Raw genomic sequence first — 14,788 nt, 5'->3', positions numbered from 1 at the left:
CCCATGGATTTCCTGCTTGGCATAAACGAGATGCTGACCGGCACGCTGGGGCCCTTTGGCCCGATCATCGCAATGGGTGGCGTCGGCGTCATCATGATCCTGCTGGTTTTCGCGATGATGCTGAACCAGCCCGAAGATCCGCTCAAAAAACTCAAGCGGAGCATGAACGAGACCGAAAGTTCCAAACCGCAGAAGGAACGGCTGCGTCAGGGCGCGCGCAACGAACAGCTTCAGAAATTCGCCACCTTCCTTGAACCGCAGGACGTGGCCGAGCTTTCAGCGATGCAGCTCAAGCTGCGTCAGGCCGGATACCAGTCACGCGACGCGGTGCGTGTCTTTCACTTTGCCCAATTCCTGCTTGGCGTGATCGGGTTGATCCTTGGCGTCGTCTACGTGACGGTGCTGAACGCCGATCAGGAATTCAGCTCGCAACAAATGGTGATGTATATCATCGGGCCCGGCGGTGTCGGATATTACCTGCCGAAATACTGGGTCACCCGGCGTGTCGAAGAACGCAAGGAAGCGATCACGCGCGGCTTTCCCGATGCGCTCGACATGCTGCTGGTCTGCGTCGAGGCGGGTCAGTCGCTCGATCAGGCCATCGTGCGCGTCTCGCGCGAGCTGACGGCCTCCTACCCGGCGCTGGCGCAGGAATTCGAGGTTGTTTCGCAAGAGATGAAAGCGGGCAAGGACAAGGCCAGCGTGCTGCGCGACATGGGTGAGCGTTGCGGCGTGCAGGATGTGTCCTCTTTCGTCACGGTGCTGATCCAGTCGGCCAGCTTTGGTACCTCGATCTCGGACGCGCTGCGGGTCTTTGCCGGTGAAATGCGTGACAAGCGCGTGATGCGCGCCGAAGAAGCTGCAAACAAGTTGCCAACCAAAATGACCCTTGCCACTATGGGGCTGACAGTGCCGCCACTGTTGATCATCCTTGTTGGTCCTTCGGCGAACGGCATTGCAAATCTGGGCGCAATGAGCGGCAACTAAAATGAAAGTCACAGGTGTGATGAGCAGCACACCGATCCGGGCAATCCTTGCAGGCACCATCCTTGTGGCAGTGGTGGCGGCCTGCGGACCCGAAAGGATCGAATTACCCGAAGAATCTCCCTATGCTCCCGGCACCGACCCGAAAGGCGAGGCTGTGGACGGGGTCGAGGTCGGCAACCGGCTGATCAGCGCAGGCCAGTATGAGCTTGCGCTCGATGCGTTTACACGCGCCGCGCTTGAACAGGGCATGACACCGGAAATTCTTAGCGGTTTCGGCGCCGCAAATCTTGGTCTCGGCCGTCTTGGACAGGCCGAGGAATTGATGCGCCGTTCGGTAAAGGAGGCCCCCGACTGGCCGGAAGCATGGAACAACCTTGGTGTCGTGCTGATGGAAAAGGGCGAGACCGCCGAGGCCGAACAGGTGTTTCGCAAAGCCTACGCGCTGGACAATGGCCAAAGTGACTCAATCCGGGATAATTTGCGCTTAGCACTCGCAAAAACAGAAGTTTCCGGTCATACTGAGACACAAAACGAAGACTTTAAACTGGTTCAACGGGGCGAAGGCGACTTTCTGCTGCGTAAGAACTAGCACTGAGGCACAGCAGTAAAGGACGCAAAAATGCGCCATGTCTTTCTGATTCCAGCAGCGATTGCAGGCGCGCTGACCCTATCCGCCTGCGCTGAAAAGGCCGAAGAAACTGTTGAACGGGCCTTTCAGGATGTGAACGTCGTCGACGAGAGCAACCTCAACGATGTCATGCTGACCGTGGCCGACCCGAACGAAGCCGTCCAATATTTCACCCGCTCCACCAAGAGCGCCCCCGATCGGATCGACCTGCAACGCGGTCTGGCCAAGTCGCTGATCCGCGCAAAGCGCAACACCGAAGGCGTTGCTGCATGGACCAAGGTGGCCAGCATGCCCGGTGCGACCTCCGAGGACAAAGTCAATCTGGCCGATGCGCTGATCCGCAACGGTGACTGGGCCAAGGCCGAAGCGACGCTCGACAGCGTGCCGCCAACCCATGAGACGTTTCAGCGCTATCGTCTCGAAGCGATGGTGGCGGATGCGAACAAGGAATGGGGCAAGTCCGACAGTTTCTATGAAACCGCGATGGGCCTGACCACCACACCCTCGGGCGTTCTGAACAACTGGGGCTATTCCAAGCTGACACGCGGCGACTATGCCGAGGCCGAGCGTCTCTTTGGCGAAGCGATCCGGCAGGATCAGTCGCTTTTCACCGCCAAGAACAACCTCATTCTGGCGCGGGGTGCGCAGCGCAAATACACGCTGCCGGTGATTCCGATGGATCAGACCGAGCGGGCGCAGCTTTTGCACACGATGGCGCTTTCGGCGGTCAAACAGGGCGATGTCCAGACCGGCAAGGCGCTGCTGCGCGAGGCGATCAACACGCACCCGCAGCACTTCGACGAAGCGGTCCGCTCTCTGCAGGCCCTCGAGAACGCCTGATTTGATGCAGGGGAGCTGGTATCTGCCCGAGCAGATGGCGATTACCGCCTATTCTGCCCGGTGGTTCCTGCCCTTTGTCCTGCCCGTCTGCCTTTACGTCTGCTTTACCGATCTGCGCGAAATGCGGATCACAAATCAGGCGGTGCTGGTGCTGGGCGCGATTTTCCTCGTGGTCGGGCTGGTCGCGCTGCCGCTGCCGGTCTATGGCTGGCGGCTGGTGCAACTGGTTGCCGTGCTTGTCCTTGGTGTAATGCTTAACGCGGGCGGTGCCGTCGGTGCCGGAGATGCCAAGTTTGCTGCTGCCGCCGCGCCTTTCGTTGCAGGGGCCGACCTTCGGTTTCTTCTGGCGATCTTTGCCGCCAACCTGCTGGCCGCTTTTGCGACGCATCGTCTGGTCAAATACACGCCCCTGAAACGTATCGCCCCCGGCTGGAAAAGCTGGAATGTCGGCTGGAAATTCCCCATGGGCCTGTCGCTGGGCGGTACGATGGCGATCTACCTTATTCTCGGCGCCATTTACGGGCAGTGAAGGTTTCGTGCCTATGCTCGGGCGGGTTCTGCCGATAAAATATTCTTGTCCGGATTCTGCCGAAATGACCCGAACGCGACACAAAAAAACCATCAAGAAACGGGATCACGGGGCAAAGCAAGAGAGCGGATTCCCCAAGCCATGAATATGCAGAACACGGAAAGCCTGGCCCCTCCTCCTCCGCGCGACCTGAGGAGCATGCGGCTGCCAATGGTGATGATGCGGGATATCCTGCTCAAGACAATTTTCCGCAAGAACACAAATACGACCAGCGAAATCGCCGCTGCCATATGTCTGCCGGTGCAGATCACGCAAGAACTGGTCGACATGGCGCGCGAGCAGAAACTGCTCGAGGCGATGGGCACGCTGAACGCCAACAGCGGCAACGAAATGGGTTACCAGCTGACCGACGCCGGCAAAGCCCGCGCGCTCGATGCGCTGGGTCAGTCGGAATATTTTGGCGCGATGCCGGTGCCGCTGGATGTCTATAGCGAGCAGGTCGAACGCCAGTCGATCCGCAACATCCAGATCACCCGGGGCCAGCTTACTAACGCGATGGGCCACCTCGTTCTGCCGCCCACCCTGCTGGACCAGCTTGGCCCCGCCGTCAGTGCCGGTCGTTCGATCCTGATGTACGGACCGCCTGGCAACGGTAAATCCTCGATTTCAAACGGTATTCGCGACGCGCTGGGGGACCGGGTCTATGTCCCGCGCGCAATCGAATATGCCGGTCAGGTGATCACAGTCTATGACCCGATCGTTCACACCGCCGTGGACGAGGTCGAAGAAGACATGTCGAGCCTGCGCCGTGCCAAACGGTTCGACCAGCGCTACGTCTGCTGCGAACGCCCCACGGTGGTCACGGGCGGTGAACTGTCGCTCAAGATGCTGGATCTGGTCTATAATCCGACTGCCCGCACCTATCAGGCCCCGCTACAGCTGAAATCGACCGGCGGTATCTTTATCGTCGATGACCTTGGCCGTCAGGAAGAACCGCCGCAGGCGCTGGTCAACCGCTGGATCGTTCCGCTGGAAGAAAGCAAGGACATCCTCGGCCTGCAATCCGGTGAAAAGTTCGAGGTGCCTTTCGACACATTGGTGATCTTTTCAACCAACTTCCACCCGAACGAGATCTTCGACCAGGCCGCGCTGCGGCGGATCTTTTTCAAGATCAAGATCGACGGCCCCAGCCAGGAAGACTTTCTCAAGATCTTTGCAATGGTGGCCCGCAAAAAGGGTATGCCGCTCGACGAGGCGGCGCTGGTACATCTTCTCAAGAAGAAATACCCGACCATCGACAACATTTATGCGAATTACCAGCCGGTGTTTCTGATCGACCAGATGATCTCCATCTGCGAATTCGAGGGCATCCCATACCAGATGAGCCCCGAGTTGATCGACCGCGCATGGGGCAACATGTTCGTCAAGGACGAGAAGATCGTCAAATAAGCCTTAGCCCTTTTGATGCCACGGCCCGTGGGTCGCGCCCGGACGGTCGGTGCGGACGAACCCGTGCGCGCCAAAGAAATCGCGCTGCGCCTGGATCAGGTTGGCCGTGCCGGGTGCGCGGCGAAGCGAGTCGTACCAGTTCAGCGCCGAGGCGAGCGACGGAACCGGCAGGCCCGACAAGGCGGCAGCCGCAACGGTCTCGCGCAGCGGCCCGATCGACTTGGCAAGCAGTTCGGCCATTGCCGGTGCAAGCGCGAGGTTTTCGCCCGGGTGGGCCCGCAGCGCGGCGGCAAGTTCATCCAGCAGCGCCGATCTGATGATGCAGCCTGCACGCCAGATTTCGGCAATGCGGCCGAGGTCAAGCGACCAGTCAAATTCCTTCGAGGCCGCTGTCAGCAGCGCAAACCCCTGCGCATGGGCCAGTACCCGGGCCGCCAGGAACGCCGCCCGCAGTGTTTCGGTTGACGGCAATTCGGCTGTCTCGGTCGGCCCGGCCAGTATCCTACCAGCCCGCAACCGGGCCTCCGGATCGGCCGACCAGCTGCGCGCGGCCACTGCCGCTTCGATCACCGTTGCCGAATGCCCGAGCTTCAGCGCCTCGATCACCGTCCAGCGCCCGGTTCCCTTTTGCCCGGCGCTGTCGAGGATCATGTCCACCATGGGCACACCCGTGTCAGGATCACCGGCCGCAAGGATTTCCGACGTTATCTCAACAAGGTAGGACGCAAGCGGTCCGTCGTTCCAGTCACCGAACAGAGCCCCGATCCGGGCCGCATCCCAGCCCTCACCGTCACGAAGCAATCCGTAGATTTCGGCGATGATCTCCATATCGGCATATTCGATGCCGTTATGCACGGTCTTTACGAAATGACCCGCGCCATCCGGTCCGACATGGGCCACGCAGGGATCGCCGTTGAATTTTGCCGCGATGGCTTTGACCATCGGGCGCAGTTGCTGCCAGCTGTGATCGGAACCGCCAACCATCATGGATGGCCCATGCCGCGCGCCTTCTTCGCCGCCCGAGACGCCCATGCCGACAAAATGCAGCCCACTTGTCTCAAGATCGTCAAAGCGCCGCCGGGTGTCGTTGAAATCGGAGTTGCCGCCGTCGATGATCGTGTCGCCCTCTTCGAGCAGAGGCCGGATCTCGGCGATCATCCCATCGACGGGCGCACCGGACGGGATCATGAACAACAGCGTCCTTGGCGCGTCCACGGCAGCCACGAACTCGGCCAGCGTTTCGGTCGGGGTAATCTGCGATGCGAGCGGGCCTGCTTCTTCCATGAAAGGCGCGAGCCATTCCGTTTCCCGGTTGGCGACGGCCACCCGCACCCCGTTTTCCGCAAGGTTCAGCGCAAGGGCGCTGCCCATCGTGCCAAGCCCGTACACCCCGATCTGCGCCTTGCTCATTCGCTTACTCCTTGGTTGACGCATGGTTTACGACCTTGAGCCGGAGGTTCAAGGCCGGAGTATTGAACTTTTGCACCGGAAGCCTATGTTACTGATAACCAGATTTGATTTACTTTTTTTGGGTCACCAGTTCAGAAAAAAAACATAAAATTCGAGTAGCGACAGTCAGTGGCATGACAAGTACCCTTGTGAAAGCGTGGAAGGACGTGCTTCGACCGATGTTCATTCGGCCGAAGCTGGTACAGGTTGCGGCCCTTTGTTACCGCGAGAGCGGCAATGGCATCGAGGTTCTGCTGGTGACAAGCCGGGGGACCGGGCGCTGGATTATCCCGAAAGGCTGGCCAATCAACGGGTTAACCGGATCCGGTGCCGCGCTTCAGGAAGCATGGGAAGAGGCGGGCGTCGTCAGCGCGCAGATCAACAAGCGCCCGGTTGGCACCTATGAATACATCAAGGAGACGGACGAGGGTCTGATGCTCCCCGTCACCACCTATGTCTACCTCGCCAAGGTCTCGCATCTCGAAGACGAATACCCCGAGTGCGAAGAGCGCGAACGGGTCTGGGTGCGGCCACGTGAAGCAGCGGAAATGGTTAATGAACCCGAGTTAAGCGCTCTTCTAAAAACACTTTAAGACAGCTATCACGAAACCTGCATATTGATCACGCATGCTGTGTCCGGACGACATGGCCAGCGGGGGATAGTTTTGACGCAGAGCCCCTTGGGTAACAATTGGACAACGCTCGATAAAGATCTCAAGAGGATCGGTCAGCTCGAACTTGCGACGGCCTATGTGGCCCGGCCGCTTGTCGGGACGGGAATCGCGCTTGTTTTCCTGATCCTTGCGGGTGTCGCGGCAGCAATATTCTTTGAACAGTCGGCCAATAGTCTCGCGGTGATCATCGCGTCGGTCTTCGGGGCCTATCTTGCGATCAATATCGGCGCCAACGACGTGGCAAACAACATGGGTCCCGCCGTGGGCGCCCGTGTCATCACCCTTGGAGGCGCGCTGATCATTGCCGCCATCTGTGAAAGCGCCGGTGCACTGCTGGCGGGCGGGCATGTCATCACGACGATCTCGCAGGATATCATCCATGCGCCCAATGTGGCCGACCCCGAGCATGTCATCTGGGCAATGCTGGCCTCGCTGATCGGCGCCGCCTTGTGGATCAATGTCTCGACCTGGGTAGGCGCACCGGTTTCCACGACGCATTCAATCATTGGCGCAGTCCTTGGCGCAGGTGTAGCGGCGCTGGGTTTATCTGCGGTCAACTGGTCCACCGTGCTCAGCATCGCCGCCGGGTGGCTCGTGGCGCCGATCCTCGGTGGGATTGTCGCTGCCTGCTTTCTAGCCCTGATCAAGTCCCGGGTCATCTACCGCGACGACAAGATTGCCGCTGCCCGGTTCTGGGTCCCGATCCTTGTCGGGCTGATCACCGGCGCTTTCGCCACCTATCTCGCCTCTTTCGGGCTGAGCAAGGTGGTCAGTATCTCGCTGCAAAACGGCTTGCTGATCGGTATCGCGCTCGGCGGGGTGCTCTGGGCCCTCTCGCGCCCCTTTATCCGGCACCAGTCCGAAGAAATGGAGAACCGCAACAAGTCGCTCAAGATCCTGTTCCGGCTTCCGCTGATGATCGCGGCGGCGATGCTCAGCTTTGCCCATGGGGCGAATGACGTGGCGAATGCGGTCGGCCCGGTCGCTGCCATCGCGCATACGGTTCAGAACGGGCCTATCGGCGGTGCAATCGAGATCCCGCAATGGGTCATCCTGATCGGCGCGCTGGGGATTTCCTTTGGTCTTCTACTCTTCGGGCCAAGGCTGATCAGTGTCGTCGGCGACCAGATCACCAAGCTGAACCCGATGCGCGCCTTCTGCGTCGTCCTGAGTTCGGCGATGACAGTCATCCTCGCCAGTTCCTTCGGGCTGCCGGTCAGTTCGACCCATGTCGCCGTTGGCGGCATCTTCGGCGTGGGCTTTTTCCGCGAATGGTACATGGCGCGGCGTTTCAGAAAGACCCGGGGAGGTCTGGCACAGGATCAGACCATCGCCTCGGTCGAACGCCGCCGCCGCAAGCTGGTCCGGCGTTCGCATTTCCTGACCGTGATCGCGGCATGGGTCATCACGGTGCCCGCCTCGGCTCTGCTATCGAGCCTCGTCTACTCGGTGATCAACCTGTTCCTTGGCTGAGCGGCGTATCTCTTCCACGGTCAAGCCGGGTAATCCGGCCCCCTTGTCTTCCGTCTGCAGCACAAGTCTTTGCATCGTCCGGTTCAGCGGCGTCGGAATCCCCAGCCGCTCCCCCATCGTGACGATCCGTCCCTGAAAGGCACCGATTTCACTGCGGCGGCCCGACATAAGGTCATAGGACATTGAGGTGCGCGCCTTTGGATCGATGGTCAGCATCTTTGCCGCGATCCGCCGGAAAAGCACGGTCGGCAGATCGAGCACGCTTGGCACCAAAGCGGCTGGCAGCGGTGTCATCGAACGCGGCTGGATCCCCGCCGCCTTCAGAACTGACAGCGCTTCGCGCATCTGGTCGGCGAGCAGGTGACGCCAGTCACGGTCCGACAGTTGCTCGACCAATGTCAGCCCCGAGAGGGCATTGGGCGCGTTGCCGAGGTTTATCAGCAGCTTGCCCCATTGATACCCTGTTAGATGCGAGGTTTCGCGCACGGGCAGACCGGGTACGCCAAGTGCCAGCGCAGGCTGTCCCGCTTCCATCAGGATGTCCCCGCTGCTGGCCCTGTGAAACCGGCCCTCTCCCATCGGCACAACGTTGAACGGCACCATACCGGCCCGGACATCATATCCCGGCAGGGCCGAGCGAAGGATCTCGATCGCATCGAGCCCGTTCTGCAGGCTGACGATGACCGCGTCGCGCGATGCATGGGTCGCGATCTGTTCCGCCATCGTCCGGGTAGCACCCGTCTTGACCGTCACAAGGATCACACCGGCATCGTCGAGCACGGCCGGATCGTCACTCATCTCGATGGACTTTTGCTTAACGGACATGCCGTCAAAGCCGGTCAGGTGCAGACCATGCACCCGAATTTCTTCGATCACATGGGGTCTCGCCAGCAATCGGATGTCTCGCCCCGATGCCGCAAGTAGGCCGCCGACAAAGCAACCGATCGACCCCGCACCCGCGATGACGATCGGTTGAGCCATGATCAGTCCCGGCTCACGGCAAACGGAAAGCCGCGAGCAAGCGTCGCGCCGCGACTATCGGAACAAGAACGCGCGGTAGCGCACCTTTTGGAAACCGGTATCAAACGCCCAGACACCAGCGCATGATCGCCTTTTGCGCGTGCAGCCGGTTTTCCGCCTCGTCAAAGATCACCGAATGGGGGCCGTCCATGACGGAACTGGTCACTTCCTCTTCGCGGTGTGCGGGCAGGCAGTGCATGAACAGCGCATCCGGTTTCGCCTTGGCCACCAGCGCATCGTTCACCTGGTAGGGGCGCAGCAAGTTGTGGCGTCTTTCGCGGGCCGACTGCGCATCGTGCATCGACACCCAGGTGTCGGCCACGATCAGATCGGCGCCATCGACGGCCTTGGCCGCGTCGCGCTCAATCACGATCTTGCTCCCGCGATCACGGGCGAAGCCGACGAATTCCGCCTCGGGGTCAAGCTGCGGCGGCCCGGCAAAGGTCATGTCGAAACCGAACTGACCTGCCGCATGCAGGAAGGATGCACAAACGTTGTTACCATCGCCGGTCCAGACGACTTTCTTGCCCTTGATCGGGCCGCGATGCTCTTCAAAGGTCATAACATCGGCCATGATCTGGCAGGGGTGCGTTCGGTCCGTCAGACCGTTGATGACCGGCACATCGGCATATTCCGCCATCTCGGTCAGGACGGATTCATCGAAGGTCCGGATCATGATCATATCGACATAGCGCGACAAGACCCGCGCGGTATCGGCGATGGTCTCACCATGGCCAAGTTGCATGTCGCTGCCCGACAGCACCATCGTTTCGCCGCCCATCTGGCGCACGCCAACGTCAAAGGACACGCGGGTCCGGGTCGATGGTTTTTCGAATATCAGCGCGACCATACGGCCCGCCAGCGGCTGTTCGTCATCCGGCGTGCCCTTGGGGCGGTCCGCCCGCGCCTGTTTCATCGCGACGCCCTGATCAATGATCAGCCGCAGCGCGTCGGGGTCGGTCTTATGGATATCGAGAAAATGGTTCATATCGGTTTTCTTCTTTTTCTTGCGTCGCGATCCCCGGCCCGCATCAGCTTGGCCAGGGGATCATCGGGAAAATTCAGGTGTTCTCAACGGCTTTCGCCGCCGCGTCCAGACGGGTGGTGGCCTCGCCGATCTCTTCGTCCGAGATTGTCAGCGGCGGCAGAAGGCGGATGACATTGTCCGCCGCGGGCACGGTCAGCAGCATGTTGTCATACCCGGCCTTGACCACGTCGGCGTTCACAGCCTTGCATTTCAGCCCGAGCATAAGCCCGGCACCGCGCACCTCCTCAAAAACCTCCGGATGCGCATCGACCAGCCCCTCGAGCTTCTGGCGCATCAGGCCTGCCTTGCGATTTACCTCGTCCAGAAAGCCTTCGGCTGTCATTTCATCCATGACCGCCGATCCGACCGCGCATCCCAGCGGGTTACCGCCATAGGTCGACCCGTGCGAGCCTGCGCTCATGCCGCTTGCCGCCTTTTCCGTGGCCAGAACCGCGCCAAGGGGAAAGCCGCCGCCGATGCCCTTGGCCACCATCATGATATCCGGCGTAATGCCCGCCCATTCATGAGCAAACAGACGTCCGGTCCGGCCCATGCCGCATTGCACCTCGTCGAGGATCAGCAACAGGTCATGGTCGTCGCAAAGCGCACGCAACGCCTTGAGATCGCTGTCGTCCATCGGGCGGATTCCGCCCTCGCCCTGCACCGGCTCGACAAGGATCGCGCCGACCGTATCGGTGATCGCCGCTTTCAGCGCGTCTAAATCGCCCCAGGGCAGATGGATGAACCCCGGCAGCAGCGGGCCAAATCCCTTGGTCATCTTTTCGGACCCGGCCGCCGCGATACCGGCCGAAGAGCGGCCATGGAAAGACCCCTCAAAGGTGATGATATCGGTCTTGTCCGGCGCGCCTTTTTCGTACCAGTACTTGCGCGCCATCTTGACGGCCAGTTCGCAGGATTCAGTGCCCGAATTGGTAAAGAACACCGTATCGGCAAAGGTATGTTCGACCAGCTTGTCAGCCAGCGCCTGTTGATTCGGGATCTGGTAGAGGTTCGATGTATGCCAAAGGTTCTGCGCCTGATCGCTCAGTGCCTTGACCAGCGCCGGGTTCGCATGACCCAGAGCGTTCACCGCGATGCCCGCGCCAAGGTCGAGAAAGCGTCGGCCATCCGCCTCGATCAGCCAGGAGCCTTCGCCTTTGACAAAGGAAAGCGGCGCACGGGAATAGGTCGGCAGAACGGACGGGATCATCTGGATCATCCTCTTGAGAGTTGAGCCTTCATGGTTGCCCCATGACAGGCAGGAACGTCAATGTGTTGAGTGAAGTCGCAGCCCATTGGGCGCAGGTGAGCAAACAGCCAGAAGCCGCCGGAATCAACGTCGGCGTCGAAGGATCGAAAAAGGCGCGTTCATGCTCATGACGCGCTGCATACTCATTGGGCGACGCAAAGGAAAGTAAATTCTCTCGCGGGCCTGTGCCCCGGGTGCGACACATGGGGTAAGACGCCTTGTAACTCGCGCTACAGTGATTAAAATAGAGCCCTGTCAAGAATTCGAAGGCGGCCTTTGCGGCCGCTTTTTAGCTGGAAAGGCAACGCATGTCCTGGACTGACGAACGCGTGGAAATGCTCAAGAAGATGTGGAGCGACGGCCAGTCGGCCAGCCAGATCGCCAAGGAACTGGGCGGCGTGACCCGCAATGCCGTGATCGGCAAAGTTCATCGGCTTGGTCTGTCAAACCGCACCGCAGGTGCCGCGCCGGTCAAGCCCGAGCCGCCCAAGGCCGCAAAACCCGCAGCGCCCAAGCCTGCCGAAACAAAGGCCGCAAAGCCGGCCCCCAAGACCGAGGCCGCGCGCCCGGTGACTGCCGCGCCCGAGACGAAATCGTCGATGCCGGCACGCCGCCAGATCATCCCGGCGGGCCAGCCGCTGCCGCCGCAGCCCTCGGCCAATGAGATCAGCCCCGAAGCGCTTGCGAAGGTGAACGAGATCGAAAAGAAATCGAAGAAGATCAGCCTGATGGAACTGACCGAGCGGACCTGCAAATGGCCCGTCGGCGATCCGGCGACCCCCGATTTCTGGTTCTGCGGCTTGCCCGTGCAATCCGGCAAACCCTATTGCGAGGCGCATGTGGGCGTGGCGTTCCAGCCGATGAGCTCGCGCCGCGACCGCAAACGGTAATCGCGAAACGATACATAGAGAAAGCCCCGGTGCAGTGATCCTGCGCCGGGGCTTTTTCTTTGCGGACCGCAGGTTGCGGCCTGTCAGATCTGTTTTTCGGGCATCTGCACGACAAGGCCGTCCAGCGCGTCGCTGACGCGAAGCTGGCAGGTCAGGCGCGAGCGCGCGGGATCGGGTTCATAAGCAAAGTCGAGCATGTCTTCTTCCATGTCTTCCTTGGCCGGCAGCTTTTCGACCCATGCCGGATCGACATAGACGTGGCAGGTCGAACAGGCGCAGGCACCGCCGCAATCGGCCTCGATACCGGGGATGTTATTGTCGCGTGCACCTTCCATGACGGTGAGGCCGTTAGCCACGTCAACCACATGCTCTTTGCCGTTGTGCTCGATATAGGTAATCTTCGCCATGCGCTTGGCTCCTTGATATGCTCTTTCATGACTGTCTAGCCAAGCGATATGGGCCGCGCCACCCCAAATTTCATGGGAAACTCGCACTGTATCTGGACAAAATCGACGTATGTTCTATTTTTGTTCTCATGCGTGTCTATTCCCCCGCCCCCGGCTTTCTCACCCCCGTCACGTCGCCATACCAATGGCCGCGCCCGCCCTCGTGCCTTACGGCAGACCGCCTCCACGAACCGCCCCAGAATGCGCGGATCGCCGTGGCCGGGCTGGTGATCCTGCGCCAGCGCCCCGGCACCGCCAAGGGCGTGATCTTCCTGACGCTCGAGGATGAGACCGGCGTGGTGAACGTGATCGTCTGGCGCAAGATGTACGAGAAATTTCGCCGCGCGGTCATCGCGGGCCGGATGCTGCGCGTCACCGGACGGATTCAGCGCGCCCATGAGGTCGTGCATGTCATCGCCGAAGAGATCGAGGATATATCCTCGATGCTCGACATGCTGCTCGAACGCTGAGCACCGCTTTGCGAAGGCCTCGATTTGCGCTAACCTGTCGCGAACGCCCGACAGAGGCCCCAGAGAAGCCAGAGCATGACCTCTTACCTAACTCTTCTTGCCCCGCTGGCCCTGCTGGCGCTGGCGGCCTGCGACGGGGCCGGTCAGGGCGCTGACCCCGGCTTTGTCGCGCGGCAAAGCCAGACCGCGCCGCCGGGCGCCCCGCCGGGCAGTTGCTGGGGCAAGCTGGTCTCACCGGCGGTTATCGAAACCGTCACCCACCAGGTTCTGGATCAGCCTGCCAAGCTCGCCGCCGATGGGACCGTGCTCAGCCCCGCCACCTACCGGACTGAAACCCTGCAGGAAATCGTGAAGCAGCGCCGCGAAGACTGGTTCGAGACCCCCTGCCCCGATCAGATGAGTACCGAGTTCATCTCTTCGGTTCAGCGCGCCCTAAACGCGCGCAACCTTTTCCACGGCCCCGTCAACGGCCAGATGGACCAGCGCACCCGAGACGCGATCCGCCGTTATCAGGCGCCGCAGGGGCTTGATTCAGGGACGCTTTCCCTCGCCACAGCGCGGCACCTTGGCCTGATCGCCGAGGAAAATGACAACACCGGCTGAACTTCGTCCTTTCATCCAGGCAAAATCCTTGTGACTTGGCATCGCTTTGCTAATCTGCGAGCGCAAACAAAAGGCGCAGGCATGAGCATCAGCACGTTAACCAAGACAGGGTTTCTTTCCGAAGCCTCCGATGCCCTCATCGACATGCTCGATGACCTTGCCACCGAAATCAGGCTTGCCCCCGGCGACGTACTTTTCGAACAGGGTGACGAGGCCCGCGAATTATATGCGCTGGTGAGCGGCGCGCTTGAAATCAGCGTGTTGTCGATGGATGGGCGCAAACTGGCGCTCAACGTGCTGCGCAATGGCGCCCTTTTCGGAGAGATCGCGCTGTTCGATCCCGGTGAACGGACGGCGACGGTGACCGCCTCGGAACCATCGATCCTGCGCCGCATCCGCTATGACGATGTATTGGAACGTATCCGGAAAGAGCCCGAGCTGGCCATCGACCTCATCCAGCTTGCCGGTCAACGCATGCGCTGGATGGACCGCCAGCTGAACGAGCAGGTCTTTCTGCCGATGCCCTCCCGGCTGGCCCGCAAGATCTTATACCTCACCGACCGGCCCGACACCGGATCGGCCACACTTGCGCTCAGCCAAGCGGAACTGGCAGAATTCGTCGGTGCCACCCGCGAAGCCGTGTCCAAGACCCTGTCCTCGTGGAAACGGATGGGGGTGGTGACCTCTGCCCGCGGAAAGCTCTCGGTCGTGGACCGAAACGCGCTGCAAGCCCTCGCGGACCCGGACCAGTTCTGATCGGGGCATAGGCCCCGCGCAAGAATTTCATCGAAATTAATTCTCCAACGTGAACTGCGTCACATACGTGTTGCGCAACTCTGGGCATATTGTTGCTACGAGGTCGCGCAGTCCAACCCCAGTATCAGACCTCGGAGAAAGGAACCGGCCATGCAGCATCTGCTCTCCCCGAACCAATGCTCGACACAGCATGGTTCCGGTTCAACAGCCTCTGTCCGTCTTGGCGACGTCCCGTCCCCAAGTTCCGCCAAGACGGTCAGAGCCAACTTTACAAGCTCGTAACAAGTTAAAATTTAAT

Annotated in this window: 16 protein-coding genes; 11 read left to right on the top strand and 5 right to left on the bottom strand. The window is 60.6% G+C overall.

Features of this window, described 5'->3' with window-relative positions:
• Positions 1 to 3: 3 nt before the first annotated feature.
• From MF268_RS04950 to MF268_RS04930, 5 genes are all read left to right on the top strand, one after another.
• Complete coding sequence (locus MF268_RS04950) at positions 4 to 987, top strand: type II secretion system F family protein (protein ID WP_238369793.1); 984 nt, start codon at positions 4 to 6, stop codon at positions 985 to 987.
• Position 988: 1 nt separating this feature from the next.
• On the top strand, positions 989 to 1,576 hold the full coding sequence (locus MF268_RS04945; RefSeq protein WP_238369792.1) for a tetratricopeptide repeat protein: 588 nt from the start codon (positions 989 to 991) through the stop codon (positions 1,574 to 1,576).
• A 30-nt stretch (positions 1,577 to 1,606) separates the two neighbouring features.
• Complete coding sequence (locus tag MF268_RS04940) at positions 1,607 to 2,455, top strand: tetratricopeptide repeat protein (RefSeq protein WP_238369791.1); 849 nt, start codon at positions 1,607 to 1,609, stop codon at positions 2,453 to 2,455.
• 4 nt (positions 2,456 to 2,459) lie between these two features.
• Complete coding sequence (locus MF268_RS04935) at positions 2,460 to 2,984, top strand: prepilin peptidase (protein WP_238369790.1); 525 nt, start codon at positions 2,460 to 2,462, stop codon at positions 2,982 to 2,984.
• A gap of 141 nt (positions 2,985 to 3,125) precedes the next feature.
• Positions 3,126 to 4,433 carry an ATPase gene (locus MF268_RS04930; protein WP_238369789.1) on the top strand — a complete coding sequence of 436 codons (1,308 nt, stop codon included), beginning with the start codon at positions 3,126 to 3,128 and terminating at the stop codon, positions 4,431 to 4,433.
• Between the two features lie 3 nt (positions 4,434 to 4,436).
• On the opposite strand, the gene gndA is transcribed toward MF268_RS04930, so the two are convergent.
• Positions 4,437 to 5,843: an NADP-dependent phosphogluconate dehydrogenase gene (gndA, locus tag MF268_RS04925; protein WP_238369788.1), complete on the bottom strand. Its 1,407-nt coding sequence runs from the start codon at positions 5,841 to 5,843 to the stop codon at positions 4,437 to 4,439.
• Positions 5,844 to 6,016: 173 nt separating this feature from the next.
• On the opposite strand from gndA, the gene MF268_RS04920 reads away from it, so the two are divergent.
• Both MF268_RS04920 and MF268_RS04915 read left to right on the top strand, forming a co-directional pair.
• Positions 6,017 to 6,475: an NUDIX hydrolase gene (locus MF268_RS04920; protein ID WP_238369787.1), complete on the top strand. Its 459-nt coding sequence runs from the start codon at positions 6,017 to 6,019 to the stop codon at positions 6,473 to 6,475.
• Positions 6,476 to 6,547: 72 nt separating this feature from the next.
• Positions 6,548 to 8,029, top strand: coding sequence for an inorganic phosphate transporter (locus MF268_RS04915; protein WP_238369786.1), 1,482 nt, complete (start codon positions 6,548 to 6,550; stop codon positions 8,027 to 8,029).
• Here the strand turns inward: MF268_RS04915 and MF268_RS04910 are convergent.
• The 3 genes from MF268_RS04910 to MF268_RS04900 all read right to left on the bottom strand — a co-directional run bounded on the left by MF268_RS04910 (position 7,985) and on the right by MF268_RS04900 (position 11,286).
• On the bottom strand, positions 7,985 to 9,010 hold the full coding sequence (locus MF268_RS04910; protein ID WP_238369785.1) for a 2-dehydropantoate 2-reductase: 1,026 nt from the start codon (positions 9,008 to 9,010) through the stop codon (positions 7,985 to 7,987). The genes MF268_RS04915 and MF268_RS04910 overlap by 45 nt on opposite strands.
• A 100-nt stretch (positions 9,011 to 9,110) precedes the next feature.
• Complete coding sequence (gene argF / locus MF268_RS04905; protein WP_238369784.1) at positions 9,111 to 10,037, bottom strand: ornithine carbamoyltransferase; 927 nt, start codon at positions 10,035 to 10,037, stop codon at positions 9,111 to 9,113.
• A gap of 73 nt (positions 10,038 to 10,110) precedes the next feature.
• Complete coding sequence (locus MF268_RS04900) at positions 10,111 to 11,286, bottom strand: aspartate aminotransferase family protein (RefSeq protein WP_238369783.1); 1,176 nt, start codon at positions 11,284 to 11,286, stop codon at positions 10,111 to 10,113.
• A gap of 347 nt (positions 11,287 to 11,633) precedes the next feature.
• Between MF268_RS04900 and MF268_RS04895 the strand changes: the two genes are divergently transcribed.
• A complete protein-coding gene (locus MF268_RS04895; RefSeq protein ID WP_088633778.1) occupies positions 11,634 to 12,215 on the top strand; it encodes a GcrA family cell cycle regulator in 582 nt (193 codons plus the stop codon).
• A gap of 83 nt (positions 12,216 to 12,298) precedes the next feature.
• Here MF268_RS04895 and MF268_RS04890 read toward each other — a convergent pair whose 3' ends face one another.
• Positions 12,299 to 12,622 carry a 2Fe-2S iron-sulfur cluster-binding protein gene (locus MF268_RS04890; RefSeq protein WP_238369782.1) on the bottom strand — a complete coding sequence of 108 codons (324 nt, stop codon included), beginning with the start codon at positions 12,620 to 12,622 and terminating at the stop codon, positions 12,299 to 12,301.
• A gap of 128 nt (positions 12,623 to 12,750) precedes the next feature.
• Here MF268_RS04890 and MF268_RS04885 point away from each other — a divergent pair, with 128 nt between their 5' ends.
• The 3 genes from MF268_RS04885 to MF268_RS04875 all read left to right on the top strand — a co-directional run bounded on the left by MF268_RS04885 (position 12,751) and on the right by MF268_RS04875 (position 14,490).
• Entirely contained in the window at positions 12,751 to 13,131 is a 381-nt protein-coding gene (locus MF268_RS04885) for an OB-fold nucleic acid binding domain-containing protein (protein ID WP_088633780.1), read from the top strand.
• Positions 13,132 to 13,206: 75 nt separating this feature from the next.
• A complete protein-coding gene (locus tag MF268_RS04880; protein WP_238369781.1) occupies positions 13,207 to 13,734 on the top strand; it encodes a peptidoglycan-binding domain-containing protein in 528 nt (175 codons plus the stop codon).
• A gap of 81 nt (positions 13,735 to 13,815) precedes the next feature.
• Positions 13,816 to 14,490 (top strand): Crp/Fnr family transcriptional regulator, encoded by a 675-nt coding sequence (locus MF268_RS04875; protein WP_238369780.1) that lies wholly within the window; start codon positions 13,816 to 13,818, stop codon positions 14,488 to 14,490.
• The last annotated feature ends 298 nt before the right edge of the window (positions 14,491 to 14,788 follow it).

Source organism: Heliomarina baculiformis (assembly GCF_019966545.1).
GTDB lineage: Bacteria > Pseudomonadota > Alphaproteobacteria > Rhodobacterales > Rhodobacteraceae > Heliomarina > Heliomarina baculiformis.
The sequence above is the reverse complement of the archived record's forward strand: the minus strand, read 5'-3'. Positions and strand labels throughout refer to the sequence as shown.